Here is a 14,987-nt window from a genome sequence, read left to right on the forward strand (position 1 = left end):
AATCCATACACTTTCATTCGACAAATTGCACGCGAAATCCTTGTTACAGCAGGGTTTTTAGTTCATTCAGCAGTCCCTAAATAGGGCTTTGTGGATTTATCAAATGCGCCGTAAAACCTCTTGCTTTAGCTATGGGGATATAAGGCGCTCGCCGTTAGGCGAAAGTCTTTAGTTCTTACACGAAATGAAGTATAATGTAATCATGACACAGAGAGCCTATAAATTCCGCTTCTATCCAACAGAAGAACAGCAACAAATTCTAGCCAAGACGTTTGGTTGTGTTCGCTATGTCTATAATTGGGGCTTGCGTCTCAAGACCGATGCGTACTACCAGACTGGCAAACGTCTGTACTATAAGGATTTGTCTGCTCAAATGACGGTCTTGAAACGGCAACCAGAGACGGTGTGGCTCAATGAAGTGTCCAGCGTTGCGCTTCAACAGGCGTTGCGGCATCTTGATCGTGCGTTCATCAACTTTTTTGAAGGCCGAGGAGGATATCCGCAATTCCACAAGAAGCATGGTAAGCAATCGGTTACCTTTGCATCATCTGCTTTCAAATGGGATGGAGAGAGCATCACGCTTGCGAAAATGTCCGAACCACTGAACATTCGCTGGTCAAGGCGGTTTACAGGCATCCCTTCATCCGTCACGGTGAGCCGAGATGCGGCAGACCGATACCACATCTCGATCCTTGTAGATGAGGAAATTCCTCAAGCCCCAACAAGTGAAAATCAGGTAGGTATTGATTTGGGATTGACCGATTCCGTCATTCTTTCGACAGGTGAGAAGTTTGGCAATCCACGTTTCTTCCGCAAAGACGAAAAACGTCTAGCCAAAGCACAACGCCGACTTGCAAAGAAAAAGAAAGGTTCCAAAAACAGAGACAAAGAACGTATCAAAGTTGCACGTATTCACGCCAAAATTGCGGATCGTCGTCAAGACTTCCTGCACAAGCTCAGCACACGGTTGATAAACGAGAACCAAGTGATCGCCGTAGAGAGTTTGCAGGTTAAGAACATGATTCGCAATCACCACCTTGCAAAATCCATTGCAGATGTAGGATGGGGCGAGTTTGTACGTCAACTCGAATATAAGGCTGAATGGTACGGTAGAACGGTCGTCAAAATCGACAAGTTCTATCCATCCAGTAAGCGGTGTTTTGATTGCGGACATATCATGCCGAAGATGCCACTCATCGTCAGACACTGGACGTGTCCAGAGTGCGGGGAGCATCACGACAGAGATGTGAACGCCGCTCAAAACATCTTAGCCGCAGGGCTTGCGGTATTAGCCTGTGGAGAGGCGATAAGACCCGCTCGAAAGCTCACCAGGCAACGAGAAGGCAGGCCTCAACGAAGCAGGAAAGCCAACTAGTGATGGTTGGAATCCCCATGCCTTTAGGCATGGGGAGAAAGTCAATAACTTTCATAAACTTACTATGGTCTTTATGTGCGAATTAAAATTTCCATCCAAAAAGTACTTTGGTACCGCCTCAAAGGGAATTTTATTTGAGAGAAAGAGCTTCATTTTATCTCTATATTTATGAATCAACTGAATGGCAGCTGGAAACGTGTTGGCATATCGAAAAATCCCTCTCACAGAGATCCCTCGTAGCGTCAAATCCAAGCCATCAAGTTTCATTCCATCTTTCGTCCCCATTCCCACCAATATCAATTTTCCTCCGGCCTTAACACTGTGCTGCCCCCATGCAATAGCACTTTCGTTACCCGTGCAATCAATCACGACATCACTCCGGATTTTCCTCCCACTATTGAACACCTCGGCCACCATTCCAAGTTCACGTGCCATCCGTACACGTTCCTCTTGAACATCAAATATTCGAACGTTCGCTCCTTCTGCCAAACAAGCCATGGCGGTCATCAGTCCAACCGGTCCCGCGCCCATCACGAAAACCTCCTGACCAAGGTGAATGGAGGCTTGCCGCGTTGCATAGATACCCACGGACATCGGTTCCGCTAAGCATGCTTCTTCAACTGTCAGTCCATTGGTCCGAAATGTAAAATCAGCCGGGTGTATCACATAGCTAGTCATGGCTCCGTCAACGGGTGGAGTGGCAAAAAATCGTATTGACTCGCATAAATTATACTGTCCTGAGCGGCATTGCGTACATTGCCTACAAGGAATCCCTGGTTCTAAAGCAACCACTTCTCCGATGTTGAATTGCACTCCAGCTCCAACCGTCTCAACAATTCCGCCAATCTCATGACCGAGTATCATCGGCTCCTGCAAAACAAAGTCTCCAATCGCACCGTGCTGGTAGTAATGGACGTCCGAACCGCAAATTCCAACAGCCTTAACCGCGACTTTCACAAAGCCCTCCGGGACGATATTCGGCGGATCCAATACGTCTCCAATGACCAGATCGTTTTTTCCCCTCAAAATCGCTGCCTTCATCTCCAACCCTCATTCCTGCCGTTTCAAATTCGCGCTTGCGAGCACATAGAAAATTCGTCTAGTGAGCAAGCACCTTATAGCCCCGCACATTTGCGTTGGGGCTATAAGGTATATATAGGTCATGCTAGCTACCATGTCGTACATACAAACGAGAATGTGCTTCCCACACTTCCTTAGGCTTTATCGGGAATAAGCCTATTTCTTCACAAGGTAGATTTACATTAGGCGCATTGACTATGGTCACCTGCGGTTCCGCACAGAAAAAGCCACTCCTTGCATCGTTGTTCCAAACCATCCACTGGCGGAAATTCGCATCGACATCATAGACGAGCGTCACATCGTTTTTCGTGTCGAGCAGTTCCATGCGATTGTAACCATGACTGGGAAGAGCCGTATAGTGATTGTCCATCGGTACAGCAAATGGATACGCACCGTTGTCACGCATCATCTGCTCGTAGTCACTCAGAGACAATCTCAACCCCGTCGGTAAACCACGGTGATCGAGTTCCCATCTCTCTCCAATGGAAATTCGACAGCGATAGTCTTCCGCTTTTCCGTTTTCCACAAATGGTGCATTTATCGCGGTGTGAAAACCGAAGAGACAAGGCATCGGAGTGTCTCCATCGTTTCGTACCAATAAATGCTGCGAGAGGCCGTATTCATTTAATTCATACGTCAGTTCAACGGTAAAACAAAACGGCCACTGCAAATATAGGGGACTCTCTTTCGTTACCTCCACGGACAAAACCACATAGCTCTCGTCAGTTCCTCCGCCAGAATCCTTGATCCCCCAAGAGAAGTCGTATAGCATCCCATGAAGATGCGTTTGCCTATCCGCCTCGTTGACAGGCAATTGAATCCTCTTTCCCGCATAGCGAATGATTCCGCCATCGTAACGGTTTGCTGGCAAGAGTATTGGTATCCCGTACAAGTATGGTGTACGCTTAAAGTCTGCCATCTCATGAGCCTTGGGTTCGTGCAACAATGCAAATCCGTGTTCCAGATCACGATAGCTAACAACATTGGCCCCGAAGTCAGGCAGTACAATTGCTTGCATATTTCTCCAACGCAACACGATAGCGCGCTCTCCATAAAAATCCGCCTCTACTAAGGCTTTACGCAACAAGACGGCTTCATTCATCCTAGTTCGATAAGGTACTGATTTAATATAGACTTCAACATCTCTTGCCGACCGGACTCATTGGCAATGGCTCTCTTCTCAGCATACTCCGCCAACTTCTTGAAATCGGTCGTTCCACCGACAATGTCCGCACCAATGCCTGTGCCATAACTGCTATAGCGATTCCTTATGAACTCTTCGAGAACACCGTCCTCGGTCAGTTTGGCTGCAACCTTGAACCCTTTGGCAAACGAATCAATTCCGGCAATGTGTGCGTAAAAGAGATCCGTCGCTTCAAACGACCCTCGTCTGGTCTTCGAATCAAAGTTCAATCCCCCACTATGCAGCCCCCCGTTTTGAATGATTTCATACATCGCAAGGGTTGTGCTATACAGGTCTGTTGGAAACTCGTCTGTATCCCATCCGAGTAACGAGTCACCTTGGTTCGCGTCGACGGAACCCAACACTCCATAAATTCGACTCACTCGAAGTTCGTGCTCAAAGGTGTGTCCAGCCAGAGTCGCGTGATTTGCCTCGATGTTCAATTTGAAATGATCGATGAGACCATATTTATATAGAAACGCCACTGCACTTGCTGCATCGTAGTCGTACTGGTGCTTCGTCGGCTCCTTCGGCTTTGGTTCGATCAAAAATTGACCCTTATAGCCTATTTCTTTCGCGTACTCAATGGCCATGTGATAAAACCGCGCCAGGTTTTCGAGTTCAAACCCCATGTCTGTATTTAAAAGAGTCTCGTAGCCCTCTCGCCCTCCCCAAAACACATAATTCTCTGAACCAAGTTCCTTAGCGATTTCGAGACTCTTCTTAACTTGGCCAGCCGCATATGCAAATACATCTGCATTTGGCGAAGTAGCAGCTCCATGGACAAAACGAGGATGAGAGAACATATTGGCCGTGTTCCAGAGCAACTTCACGGAAGTAGATGCCATGTACTCTCGGATCTTGGATACAATAATTTCTAGATTACGGTTGGTCTCGGCCAAGGTCGTGCCCTCCGGCGCAATATCGCGATCATGAAAGGCAAAATACTTTAGGCCCAATTTTTCGATCAATTCAAAAGCCGCTTCAACGCGCGCTTTCGAGAGGTCTAAGCCCGAATATCCATTCCAAGGACGCTGCATCGTCGCTGCACCGAACGGATCCGTTCCATCTGCTATGAGCGTATGCCAATAGGCAACGGAGAAGCGCAGGTAGTCCTCCATTCGCTTACCACACACGATTTCATCCGGATTGTAATACTTATACGCAAGCGGATTCTGGGATTGCGGGCCTTCAAATTCAATTTTCGCGACTGTACTAAAGTACTCCATTAGACGTTTCATCTCCATTTAGAAAAGTTTTTGTCGTGTATTCTCGGTCTTGAATGCACGTCGTGTCGCCATGCACAGTGAAGGAGCCCGTCATGCGAATGTCTTCCGAAGAACTACCAATCATGACCTCAAATTCCCCCGGCTCTACTACATAGTTTAGACTTGCATCATAAAATCCTAATGAGGAAACCGGGAGAACGAACGTTATCGTCTTCTTCTCTCCCGGGACGAGCTCGACTCGACGAAAGCCTTTCAACTCTTTCACAGGTCGAGTCAGACTCGCGCATGGATCGTGAACATACAACTGCACGACCTCATCCCCGGCAACCGATCCGCTATTCATAACATCAATTTCAATCGTGACACTATCCCAAACGGCGGCAGACCCTCCTCGGATACAGAGATTCGAATATGTGAACGTTGTATAGCTCAGTCCATACCCAAACGGATATAGCGGCTTTGCGCTCATTTCCACATACCCCCCCTTCCAATGTGACCGCCCCCCGGAAGGTTTGTGGTTATAGTACACCGGAATTTGCCCAACTCCTTGTGGAACAGAAATCGGCAAGCGCCCACCCGGATTGTAGTCCCCAAACAGGACATCCGCGATGGCACGCGCACCTTCTTCTCCCGGTAACCATGCTTCAAGAATGGCTGTTAAGTGCTCATTCATCCAAGGAATAGAAAGTGGTCTGCCGTTGATAAGTACCGCGACCACGGGAGTTCCACATGCGTAGACTGCTTGCACCAATGCACTTTGCATCCCAGGTAAATCAAGGCTTGCACGGTCTAGGGACTCCCCCGATGAGCAACCATCAATAAGACCAGCTTTATCACCGACCAGTAAAATCACGATGTCCGCCTCTTTTGCAACCGAGACTGCTTTGTTAATCCCTTCTTGCGAACCTGTCAACGTCCCTGTCCCTTCTGCAAACAATACACGTGTCTGCGGTGACACTTTGTCGCAAATAGCCTCGAACACCGTGAGGATGTCCACAAGCTTCTCGTCCAAATCGATTTTCTCTGGCACAGCAGTATGAAACGTATTGGTCATATCCTGTAGCGTTTCAATGTGACACGGATAAGCATAGTCCCCCAACAAATGACGGCCACTGTTCGCGTTCGGTCCGATAACAGCGATCGTCGCAATATCCTTATTCAGTGGTAATATGTTTTCCTCATTTTTAAGCAGTACGATAGACTGTTGCGCTATTTTTCGAGCTAACGCTCGATGCTCTTTATTGCTGAACACCTCGGAGACGCGGGACGCATCGACATACGGCCGCTCAAAGAGACCCATTCGAAATTTCGCCATTAAAACACGTCTCACGGTAGCATCCACAATCTCTACGGACAGCTCGCCACGTTCTATTAACTCGACCAAGGGCGTTCCATAGCAGTATATACTTGGGAGTTCTATGTCGACGCCCGCCGTTAGCGCCATTCGTGCCGCTTGGCTCTTATCCTTGGCCAAATGATGGTAACTGTGCAACATTTCCACTGCAAAGTAGTCCGACACGACAATCCCAGTAAACCCCCACTCATCGCGCAGGATCTTGCGGAGAAGCAAGTGAGATGCGTGACACGGCATACCATCCAGTTCGTGATAACCGGGCATAATGGAACCCAGTTTACCAACACGCACAACGGCTTCGAAGGGTTGAAGAAAAACATCCCGCAACTCGCGTTCGGGGATGTGAGGCGGAGCCCAATTCATGCCTCCCTCCGAGATCCCGTAACCCACAAAATGCTTCCCTGTCGCAATCACTCCATTGCGAACGTCATCGGTCTGGAGGCCCTTCACATAGGACAGTCCCATCTGTGTCACAAGATACGGGTCTTCACCAAACGTTTCCTCAACACGACCCCAGCGAGCGTCCCGTGTTACATCCAGTAACGGGGCCAAAGCTTGGTGCGCGCCAACCGACTTCATCTGAGTTCGGATAACTGCCCCCATCGCCTCTACGAGATCTGGGCTCCATGTGCTTGCCACCCCAATTGTCTGCGGGAACAGGGTCGCCCCTTTCGCCATGTAACCACTGCAGGACTCCTCATGAACTAAGGCTGGGATGCCTAAGCGAGTGCTGTTGACCAGATAGCTTTGAATCTCATTCGCTATCTTCGCTCCTTCAAGCGGGTCAAAACTACTCGCGCCACCAATCCGTGTAATTTGTCCTACTCCTTGTTTGATGCGTCGATCCGCTTTTATCGAGGAAAACGATGTCCTGTCCAACACTTCGTAAACCCATATACTGCCTAGTTGTGCGCATTTTTCTTCAACATTCATCAGTGATATCAGATGCTCCACGCGTTCCTCCGTAGAGCGACTGGGATCTCGATACAGTTCACTCATACTTTACACCCCCAGCCACGTTGTTTAGCTCATGCATCAGATGCTTGGTTGCCTGATACCCTTCTCGAAACAAGGGATAAAGTTTCGTATAAAACTCCTTCCAGTCCGTCTGCGGAGAGATTACGCTGCCTGTCCCGAGCCAACCTTGAATAGATAACGGGGATTCTTCCAGTACCCCGATTCCTTGTGCAGCCAAGATTGCTGCCCCCAGAGCAGGCCCGTGACTAGCCTGCAATATTTGCACGGGTTCACCGAGAACACTCGCGAAGACTTTCATCCAAAGAGGTGAGTTAGCGCCGCCACCCGAAGCTTTCCAGCCTGACGACTCCACACCTATTTCGCGCATGACTTCCCAGCAGTCGCGCAGACTGAAAGATACGCCTTCAAGAATTGCTCGAACTAAGTGTCCAACACTGTGTCGTAACTGTAATCCAATCCAAGCTCCGCGCGCTTGTGGATCGAGATGCGGACTACGTTCCCCCATAAGATAAGGCAGAAACAAGAGCCCTTCCGCACCTGGCACCACTTTTTGCGCCTCTTCCATCAGCCACGCATAAAGATCGCTGTCCTTCGACGCGGCTACCAGTCTCTCACGTTGCGCCACTTGATTTCGAAACCACTGCAAGGATCCTCCTGCCGATTGTGTGACACCCATGACAATCCAGCGATCCCGCTGAGCGTGACAAAAAGTATGCAATCTTCCTCCAGGATCGCGCAGCGACTTGTCCGTCACTGCCAATAGCACTCCAGAGGTGCCGAACACCGAGGAAATCGTCCCAGGCTCTACTATGCCAAGTCCTATGGCACCTGCAGCTTGATCCCCTGCTCCTGCCACGACTGGAATGCCCTCTGATAAACCCAGAACGTCGGCAGAAGTCTTCGACAGATAACCTACCACTTCGTTGGATTCATAGAGAGGTGGTAACCACTCCATCGGCACATCCGCAGCGCGGCACATGTCCTTGGACCACGTCCGATTCGCAACATCGAGCAGGAGCGTGCCTGACGCGTCTGAGACATCCATGGCAAACAATCCAGTCAAACAAAAACGGATATAGTCTTTCGGAAGTAGCACTTTTGCAATTCGCCGGTATAACTCCGGTTCATGATTTTTCATCCAGAGAATCTTTGTAACCGTAAAATTCGGCAATGCCGGATTTTCTGCCAGTTGAATGATGGTCTCCCTTCCAAGCAAATGCTCCAATTCTGCGGCTTCCGCCTCAGAACGCAGGTCACACCAAATGATCGCTGGCCTAATCACAGCGCCCTCATTATCCAAAGCAACGAGTCCGTGCATTTGCCCGGATAACCCTATTCCCACGACGAAGAGGTCTTCCGTCCGCGATAAGATCGTCTGAATAGCCACAACGGTTGCCTTCCACCAGTCAGCTGGATTTTGCTCAGCGTACCCTGGGCTTGGCATGACCATCTCGTATGAAGCTGTCGCTACTGCCGCGATGGAACCATCGAGATGAACAGCAACCACCTTGGTGCCCGAAGTACCAATGTCAATGCCCAAAACCACTTGTCGCCTGTCCATGAATCACCTCAACCAATTTGCCTTCATGCGCTATTTTCCAAAGCCCGCCAGCATGCCTTGGCGCAAGTATTTCCCAGCAAAGATATACGCCAAAATCAGCGGCAGAGCAGAGAATATAACCACCGCCATCGTTACTGGAACGTCAATTGAGTGTTGGCCCTGAAACTGAACAATCGCCAGGGGAAGCACTTGAACGGACCGACTTTGAGTGAGCACCAGCGGAAACAAAAAATTGTTCCACGATTGGATGAACTCATAAATACCTACCGCCACAAGAGCAGGTAGAGAGAGCGGTGCTACAAGATAACGAACGATTTGATAGTCGGTGGCTCCCTCGAGGGCCACTGATTCGTAGAGTTCGTTCGGTATGTCGCGGACAAAGTTAACGAGAATCAGTAACGAAAGTGGTAAGCCGAACGCCACCATGGGTAAAATCATCCCAATGAGTGTGTCATACAGGCCCAGTTTGTTGATCAAAATGTATACGGGGATGATGGCCGCTTGAATTGGCAGAGCTAATCCCACAAGAAACACATTAAACACGGTACGAACTGTACGACTTTTCGACCGGACGATCACATACGCTAGAAGCAGGGAAAACGTTACAATCAATACCACGGAAGCAATCGATACCACAGCGCTGTTCAAAAAATAGTGAAAGAACCCTGCTTGTAGAACCTGTGTATAATTGCTCAGCGTCGGGTTGGTTGGCGGCAACCATGGTTTCCCTGACAAATACCCATTTTGTGTTCGAAAGCTGGTCATCAACATATACAACAAGGGGTATCCCGCTATGATTAACCATATGGTTCCGAACGCAGTGAATAGGCCCCCATGAACTGTGACTTTGCGCCTGGGTCTAACCTTCGCGTACCGAACATTGTCGATCGGTGTGCTCATGTCAGTCACAACCCTTCCATTTGACTTTCCATTCGATTGAAGCCCGTAAACTTCAAGATGAGAATGGATAGCAGTAGACCCGCCGCCGCAAGAATCACGGCTATGACGCTACCAGCACCAATGTTTAAATTCGTGAATGCTTCTTTGTACATGTCCATAGCCAGTACTTCAGTTGAATCCCCTGGTCCCCCATTGGTTACAACGTAAATCAAATCAAAGTACGTGAGGGTACCGGTAAGAATCAACACCGTAGTCGTAATAATCGTATACTTTAACTGCGGAAGAGTGACGTGAAAGAACGACCGAAGTGGTCCTGCTCCGTCAAGCATAGCTGCTTCGTACAGTGAAGCTGGAATTTGTTTGGCACCACTTTGGTACAACAACGAGTTAAATGGTATAAATTGCCACGCGATGATGCAGGCGACCACAAACATCGCTAAGCTCGGATTTCCTAGCCAATTCTCAGTACCATTACCAATACCAACAGCTTGCAGGAGTGAGTCAATCAGACCGAACTCCGGGTCAAGAATGTAGGACCAAGTAATTCCGATAGCTACGGCTGAAAACAAGAGCGGAACAAAGTAGATAACACCATAAACCACGCGATGTCTCTGTTTCCCCGCGATGAATACGCCTAACACGAGACTAATCGGATTCTGCAAAATCCAACACAATGCCATGAGTTCCAGAGTCAGCAACAGCGAGTGCACCGCTTGGCCGCTGACAAACGCATGTGTCCAATTGTACAATCCTACCCATGTCGCTTTTGAAACACCATCCCAATTCAAACCACTATAGTACACGGCAACAATCATGGGCAGCAGTGCAAAGACCGCAAAGAAAAGGATGGCTGGCAGCATCATGGTCCAACGCTGCCAGTTCATACGAGATCCTAACATTGGGAACACTCCTTATATCTTGAAATTGGAGAGAGTGACCCGTCTCCACCTCATCTATTTATTGAGATACGAATCCATGTTCGACACGAACTGACTTGTGCTCAATTGACCAATCATGAACTTCCCGAGATCCGTATCCAATTGGTTCCCTTCCGCCGCCGGAAGTGCTGTGTCCCACGACTGCTGAAAATAGGAGGCATTTTTCGCCAAGTTGTAGTAAAACATTTCATAGTTGGCCTCATTGGACTGTTTCAGTTGAGACTCAATCCCTTGTATGGCGGGGACATACCCAATGCTCAGTAAATTTTGTACATTTTTTGAGTCAAGGTTGTAGTTCTTCAGAAAGTTAATCGCTGCTTTCTGTTGTGCAGGAGTAGCTGACGTCGGTATTGAATAAAAATCGCTGGGATTACCCGCAACATCCGTTGGATTTCCCTTGCCACCAGTCACTTGAGGGAATGCAAAATACCCAAGCTTAGGGATAAAGCTACTATCACTAGTCATGATGGAACCATACCCCCAACTGCCCATCAGCCACATCGCTGCCTTACCGCTATAGAATAGCGCTGCGTCTGAGCCGTCATTGGAACCCACCGAACTAAATCCCGGCTCAAAGGCACCATCCTTGACTAGAAGCTTCATATCCTGAAGTGCTTTTAAAATAACCGGATTGTCCCAAGAATTCGGTTTTCCAGCGGCAACTTCCTCATACGGTTGGCGCCCCCCGATACGTTCAACTAGGTATTCAAAGTACATCAGATCAGGCCAGTTATCCTTGCCCCCGAGGGAGATAGGGATAATACCATGGGACTTAAAGATTTGAATGTCCGATAGCAATTGATTCCACGTTTGCGGCGGAGTGAGATTGTACTTTTTGAAGAGTGCCTTGTTGTAAAAGAAATTTACGGGTTGCATATTGCCAAACGGCACACCGTAGACTTGCCCATTAAAGGTAACAGATTTCATAACTGACGGAAGGAACTTGTCTTTCCATGCCGGGTCTCCATTCAACTGCGACGTGAGATTGACCACCTTACCGGGAGTCACGAAAGTTTCTAGACGCCCACCTCCCCAATTCATAAAAATACTAGCCGCTTGTCCAGCCCCCATTGCAATTTGTAATTTCTGCAGATATGGCGTAGATTCAAAAAATTCAGCAGTAATGGGGGCATTAGGATTCGCTGAATTGTATTCAGAAACAAGCTTTTGATCAGCTTTTTCAGCTACCCCACTGTCGACGCTCCATAGCGTCAGTTGTGTCTTTGCGCTGGTCGAAACTGCTGTACTATTCGAGGCATTGGATGACACAGTAGTAGCGGTCGAGCCACACCCCACGAGAAGACCCATCATTGAGCAAACGCTTACACTCGCAAACACAGCTTTACCAACTTTTTTCACATAGACCACCCACCTTATAAGTTTGGCTATCCAATAAACTAATTTGGATTGTAGATCAAGTTTTGATGGTTGACAACACCAATTCAAAGCATTCTATATAATTTTGCTCATTTCTTTTTCGGACCCAGCATCAAACCTCATCCAAGCGAACGAAGCGGTATCCCATGTCCAGAGCTGCCTCTATTAGATGTGGAAGAGCATCCAAAACTCCATTAACGTTTCCAGCACAATGACTTAGAAGAATTACACCATTTGCGAGAGACGGTAAGACTCTTTCTACAATTTGCGGTCCTGTCAGGCCACTCCAATCCAACGAATCCACGGTCCATAGCACAACCTGGTAGCCCCATTCTACAATGGCTGAGAGTTGAGCCTTTGTAATCTCACCGAACGGCGGACGAAACCATCGAGTACGAATTGTCGTAATAGTTTCAATTATGTCAGCCGTTTTGGCTATCTCTCTCAAAAGTTCCGAAGTTGAAACATCCGCCGCATGGGGGTGCGTCCACGTATGATTGGCAATTTGGTGACCGTCTGCCACCAACTGTACGGCGACATGAGGATTTTTCACAACTTGCGATCCCAAGCAAAAAAAAGTAGCTGAGACTCCGTATTGCTTCACAATGTCAAGCACTTTTGGCGTATATTCTTGATCCGGTCCATCATCGAAGGTCAAGGCGATGATAGGATCGGAAGAAGGAATAACTCTAATAATCGGATAATTCACCCATTCGTTATCTTTCATGGATATCTCCTCCCGCTTTGCTGTATCACAGCAAACAACTCATTAGTTTGTTTGACAGAATAATTAATGAAAGTATAATTCATTGTAAACGCAAGTAAAAACGCTGCATTTGCAGAACGTCTATCCTGTGCAAACGTAGGTATTTCGAATGTCTTCATTCAACACTAGGTTCAGTGACAAGTTCACCACTCTGTGCCTTAGCGTAGGCGACGTGTAGTTGACCCAACACTTCCTCTTGGAAGGGAACATGACCTGTGAGAACTGGTGACCAGACGCTGATTAAAGAACTAAACAAAAACATCATATTAAATTTAATTCGAAACAAAACCCCTATTTCCCGTGCACAGATCTCAGTGGAAAGCGGACTGAACAAGGCAACAGTTTCCTCCATCGTGGATGAACTCATACAAGAGAGCCTAGTTTTAGAACTAGGTTCCTCTACACGCTCGGTAGTAGGACGCAGACCGCGCATGCTAGGATTCAACGCTACGGCCGGCTACGCCGTTGGCGTTGAACTTGGAGTGGATTTTATTCGCGTATTGACTGTAAACTTGGCCGGAAAATCCATTTCCTGTAACGAGTTGTCCTTGGAGGACACGAGTGTCCGCAATGTTGTAACTGAAATTGTAACCTGTATTAAACGGGAGAGCGCCATACTCCCCAAATCTAAACTTGGAATTATTGGCGTAGGGCTTGGAGTCCCCGGGTTGGTCGATTTTACTTCAGGAAACATCCTATATGCGCCAAACCTAGGATGGTCCGATGTTCCTATCCGAGCTTATATGGAGGCTCACATCAACTTGCCCGTCTTTGTAGACAACGAAGCAAACGCAGGGGCGCTGGCAGAGCAACTCTTCGGCGTAGGGACAACAGACGAAAACGCCATCTATTTTAGCGTTGGAGCCGGCATCGGAGTAGGAATTATTTTGAATCACACGATCATTCGTGGGAGTGGTGGTGCAGCTGGAGAATTCGGGCACATGATTATTGAAACGCGAGGTCTTCGCTGTTCCTGCGGAAGCCGAGGATGTCTTGAAATGTATGCATCGACACGTGCGTTAGTCGCTAAATATGCCCAACTGACTGGACATACGAAGACAGTAGACGAAATCATACAGGATCTTCATGTCGGTGATCCCAATGCAAGGGAAGCTATCGACAGCGTCGGACGTTACCTAGGTATGGGAGTCAGTAATCTGATCAACGGTTTAAATCCGAGTCTTGTCGTCATTGGAAATCATCTTAGTGAAGCAAGGGACCGATTATTAACGATTGTAACCGAGGTCGTGGATACTTCCGCACTTAAAGTCCCGGGTACCATCGCACGCATAGAACTTTCTTCCTTGGGTCGAAATTCCACAGCAATTGGTGCGGCCTCTTTGGCATTAAACGACTACTTTCAAGGACCCTTTCCGTTCTCCCATGCCGCAGAGCCTTCTCGATCCGGATATAGATGACCACTACTCTCCATACCTAAAGGCCGAACCTTCTCAGAACACGCATGACGCGACCACACGAAGGACCACACTGCATATTCCGGAATCTCTTGGACGGGAATTCCGTTAAGTCTTGGACGCTAGTTCCGAAAACTCTTGGACCCCTATTCCAGTAACTCCTGGACACCCATTCCGGAAAGTCTTGGACAGTAGCATCTTAGTTCAAGGACTCCCGACGTATTTCCTCCAATCGTCTGTGTGGGCGACCAACCAAGCAGGGAAATCCCCCCTTTTGTCGGATTTTGTTGTATCCGCGAAAGGAGGCAATACCTTGGCTGAATGGAGGTTGTCCATGCTAAAGCTCAAGGAAATCTTACGTCTGTATCATGAAGGAGGATTGAGTCGCCGAGCTATTGCTGCAAGTCTGGATATCTCGCGTAGTACCGTCACTCATGTTCTAACTCGTGCTGAGACTGCTGGGGTTGGTTGGCCGTTACCTGCCGAGTTGGAGGACGAGTCCAAACTGGAGTCCACCTTTATAGCCTAACACCACTGCGATGACAAGTACGTGTTCTTCGTCCGTGCTGCTACCCGCGCCGCTTCCACCAATGCCATGCGTAATTTCTGATTCCCTTTGCGCGTCTTTCCCGACTTTCGTTTCCCTGCGCTCTCGTTGTTCCCTTGAGCCAGCCCCGCCCATGAACACTAATGAGCGACCGACAGAAACCGGTTCATGTCTATGCCAATTTCCTCCAGGACTTGTTCCGCCGTACGCACCTCATGCCCAGCTTCTCGCAGCGGAGCGGCAATCGCCTGGTGAATCCCATCCGGGTACACCGCCTGTACGTC

Annotated in this window: 12 protein-coding genes and 1 pseudogene; 3 read left to right on the top strand and 10 right to left on the bottom strand. The window is 48.4% G+C overall.

Annotated features, from left to right (window positions below; genetic code table 11):
- Nucleotides 1-202 precede the first annotated feature (202 nt).
- A complete protein-coding gene (gene tnpB / locus M4I36_RS10460) occupies nt 203-1,375 on the top strand; it encodes an IS200/IS605 family element RNA-guided endonuclease TnpB (RefSeq protein ID WP_258111684.1) in 1,173 nt (390 codons plus the stop codon).
- Nucleotides 1,376-1,426: 51 nt separating this feature from the next.
- Here the strand turns inward: tnpB and M4I36_RS10465 are convergent, their stop codons facing one another.
- The 9 genes from M4I36_RS10465 to M4I36_RS10505 form a co-directional block, all read right to left on the bottom strand.
- Complete coding sequence (locus tag M4I36_RS10465; RefSeq protein WP_258111685.1) at nt 1,427-2,416, bottom strand: NAD(P)-dependent alcohol dehydrogenase; 990 nt, start codon at nt 2,414-2,416, stop codon at nt 1,427-1,429.
- A gap of 124 nt (nt 2,417-2,540) precedes the next feature.
- On the bottom strand, nt 2,541-3,542 hold the full coding sequence (locus tag M4I36_RS10470; protein ID WP_258111686.1) for an aldose 1-epimerase: 1,002 nt from the start codon (nt 3,540-3,542) through the stop codon (nt 2,541-2,543).
- Nucleotides 3,543-3,553: 11 nt separating this feature from the next.
- Nucleotides 3,554-4,867, bottom strand: coding sequence for a xylose isomerase (gene xylA, locus M4I36_RS10475; protein ID WP_258111687.1), 1,314 nt, complete (start codon nt 4,865-4,867; stop codon nt 3,554-3,556).
- Nucleotides 4,854-7,220, bottom strand: coding sequence for a glycoside hydrolase family 3 N-terminal domain-containing protein (locus M4I36_RS10480; RefSeq protein WP_258111688.1), 2,367 nt, complete (start codon nt 7,218-7,220; stop codon nt 4,854-4,856). Before M4I36_RS10480 ends, xylA begins: the two co-directional genes overlap by 14 nt.
- On the bottom strand, nt 7,213-8,760 hold the full coding sequence (gene xylB / locus M4I36_RS10485; RefSeq protein ID WP_258111689.1) for a xylulokinase: 1,548 nt from the start codon (nt 8,758-8,760) through the stop codon (nt 7,213-7,215). Before xylB ends, M4I36_RS10480 begins: the two co-directional genes overlap by 8 nt.
- A 30-nt stretch (nt 8,761-8,790) precedes the next feature.
- Nucleotides 8,791-9,531 carry a carbohydrate ABC transporter permease gene (locus tag M4I36_RS10490; protein ID WP_258111696.1) on the bottom strand — a complete coding sequence of 247 codons (741 nt, stop codon included), beginning with the start codon at nt 9,529-9,531 and terminating at the stop codon, nt 8,791-8,793.
- Nucleotides 9,532-9,665: 134 nt separating this feature from the next.
- The gene (locus M4I36_RS10495) at nt 9,666-10,559 is read right to left on the bottom strand and encodes a carbohydrate ABC transporter permease (RefSeq protein WP_258111690.1); all 894 of its coding nucleotides are present in this window, start codon (nt 10,557-10,559) and stop codon (nt 9,666-9,668) included.
- Between the two features lie 54 nt (nt 10,560-10,613).
- A complete protein-coding gene (locus M4I36_RS10500; RefSeq protein ID WP_258111692.1) occupies nt 10,614-11,957 on the bottom strand; it encodes an ABC transporter substrate-binding protein in 1,344 nt (447 codons plus the stop codon).
- Nucleotides 11,958-12,087: 130 nt separating this feature from the next.
- Nucleotides 12,088-12,702, bottom strand: coding sequence for a polysaccharide deacetylase family protein (locus M4I36_RS10505; protein ID WP_258111693.1), 615 nt, complete (start codon nt 12,700-12,702; stop codon nt 12,088-12,090).
- A 470-nt stretch (nt 12,703-13,172) separates the two neighbouring features.
- Here M4I36_RS10505 and M4I36_RS10510 point away from each other — a divergent pair, with 470 nt between their 5' ends.
- Entirely contained in the window at nt 13,173-14,159 is a 987-nt protein-coding gene (locus M4I36_RS10510) for an ROK family protein (RefSeq protein WP_258111694.1), read from the top strand.
- A gap of 310 nt (nt 14,160-14,469) precedes the next feature.
- A complete protein-coding gene (locus tag M4I36_RS10515) occupies nt 14,470-14,685 on the top strand; it encodes a helix-turn-helix domain-containing protein (protein ID WP_258111695.1) in 216 nt (71 codons plus the stop codon).
- Nucleotides 14,686-14,687: 2 nt separating this feature from the next.
- On the opposite strand, the pseudogene M4I36_RS10520 reads toward M4I36_RS10515, so the two are convergent.
- A pseudogene (locus tag M4I36_RS10520) lies at nt 14,688-14,912 on the bottom strand (IS110 family transposase); the annotation flags it as partial.
- Nucleotides 14,913-14,987 lie beyond the last annotated feature (75 nt).

It is taken from the genome of Alicyclobacillus sp. SP_1 (assembly GCF_024706985.1).
GTDB lineage: Bacteria > Bacillota > Bacilli > Alicyclobacillales > Alicyclobacillaceae > Alicyclobacillus_I.

Bases quoted from the DNA above. Each gene is read 5' to 3' on its own strand.
- tnpB (WP_258111684.1), top strand. From the start codon at position 203: ATGACACAGAGAGCCTATAAATTCCGCTTCTATCCAACAGAAGAACAG.
- M4I36_RS10505 (WP_258111693.1), bottom strand. From the start codon at position 12,702: ATGAAAGATAACGAATGGGTGAATTATCCGATTATTAGAGTTATTCCT.
- xylB (WP_258111689.1), bottom strand. From the start codon at position 8,760: ATGGACAGGCGACAAGTGGTTTTGGGCATTGACATTGGTACTTCGGGC.
- M4I36_RS10495 (WP_258111690.1), bottom strand. From the start codon at position 10,559: ATGTTAGGATCTCGTATGAACTGGCAGCGTTGGACCATGATGCTGCCA.
- M4I36_RS10480 (WP_258111688.1), bottom strand. From the start codon at position 7,220: ATGAGTGAACTGTATCGAGATCCCAGTCGCTCTACGGAGGAACGCGTG.
- xylA (WP_258111687.1), bottom strand. From the start codon at position 4,867: ATGGAGTACTTTAGTACAGTCGCGAAAATTGAATTTGAAGGCCCGCAA.
- M4I36_RS10490 (WP_258111696.1), bottom strand. From the start codon at position 9,531: ATGTTGATGACCAGCTTTCGAACACAAAATGGGTATTTGTCAGGGAAA.
- M4I36_RS10510 (WP_258111694.1), top strand. From the start codon at position 13,173: ATGCTAGGATTCAACGCTACGGCCGGCTACGCCGTTGGCGTTGAACTT.
- M4I36_RS10465 (WP_258111685.1), bottom strand. From the start codon at position 2,416: ATGAAGGCAGCGATTTTGAGGGGAAAAAACGATCTGGTCATTGGAGAC.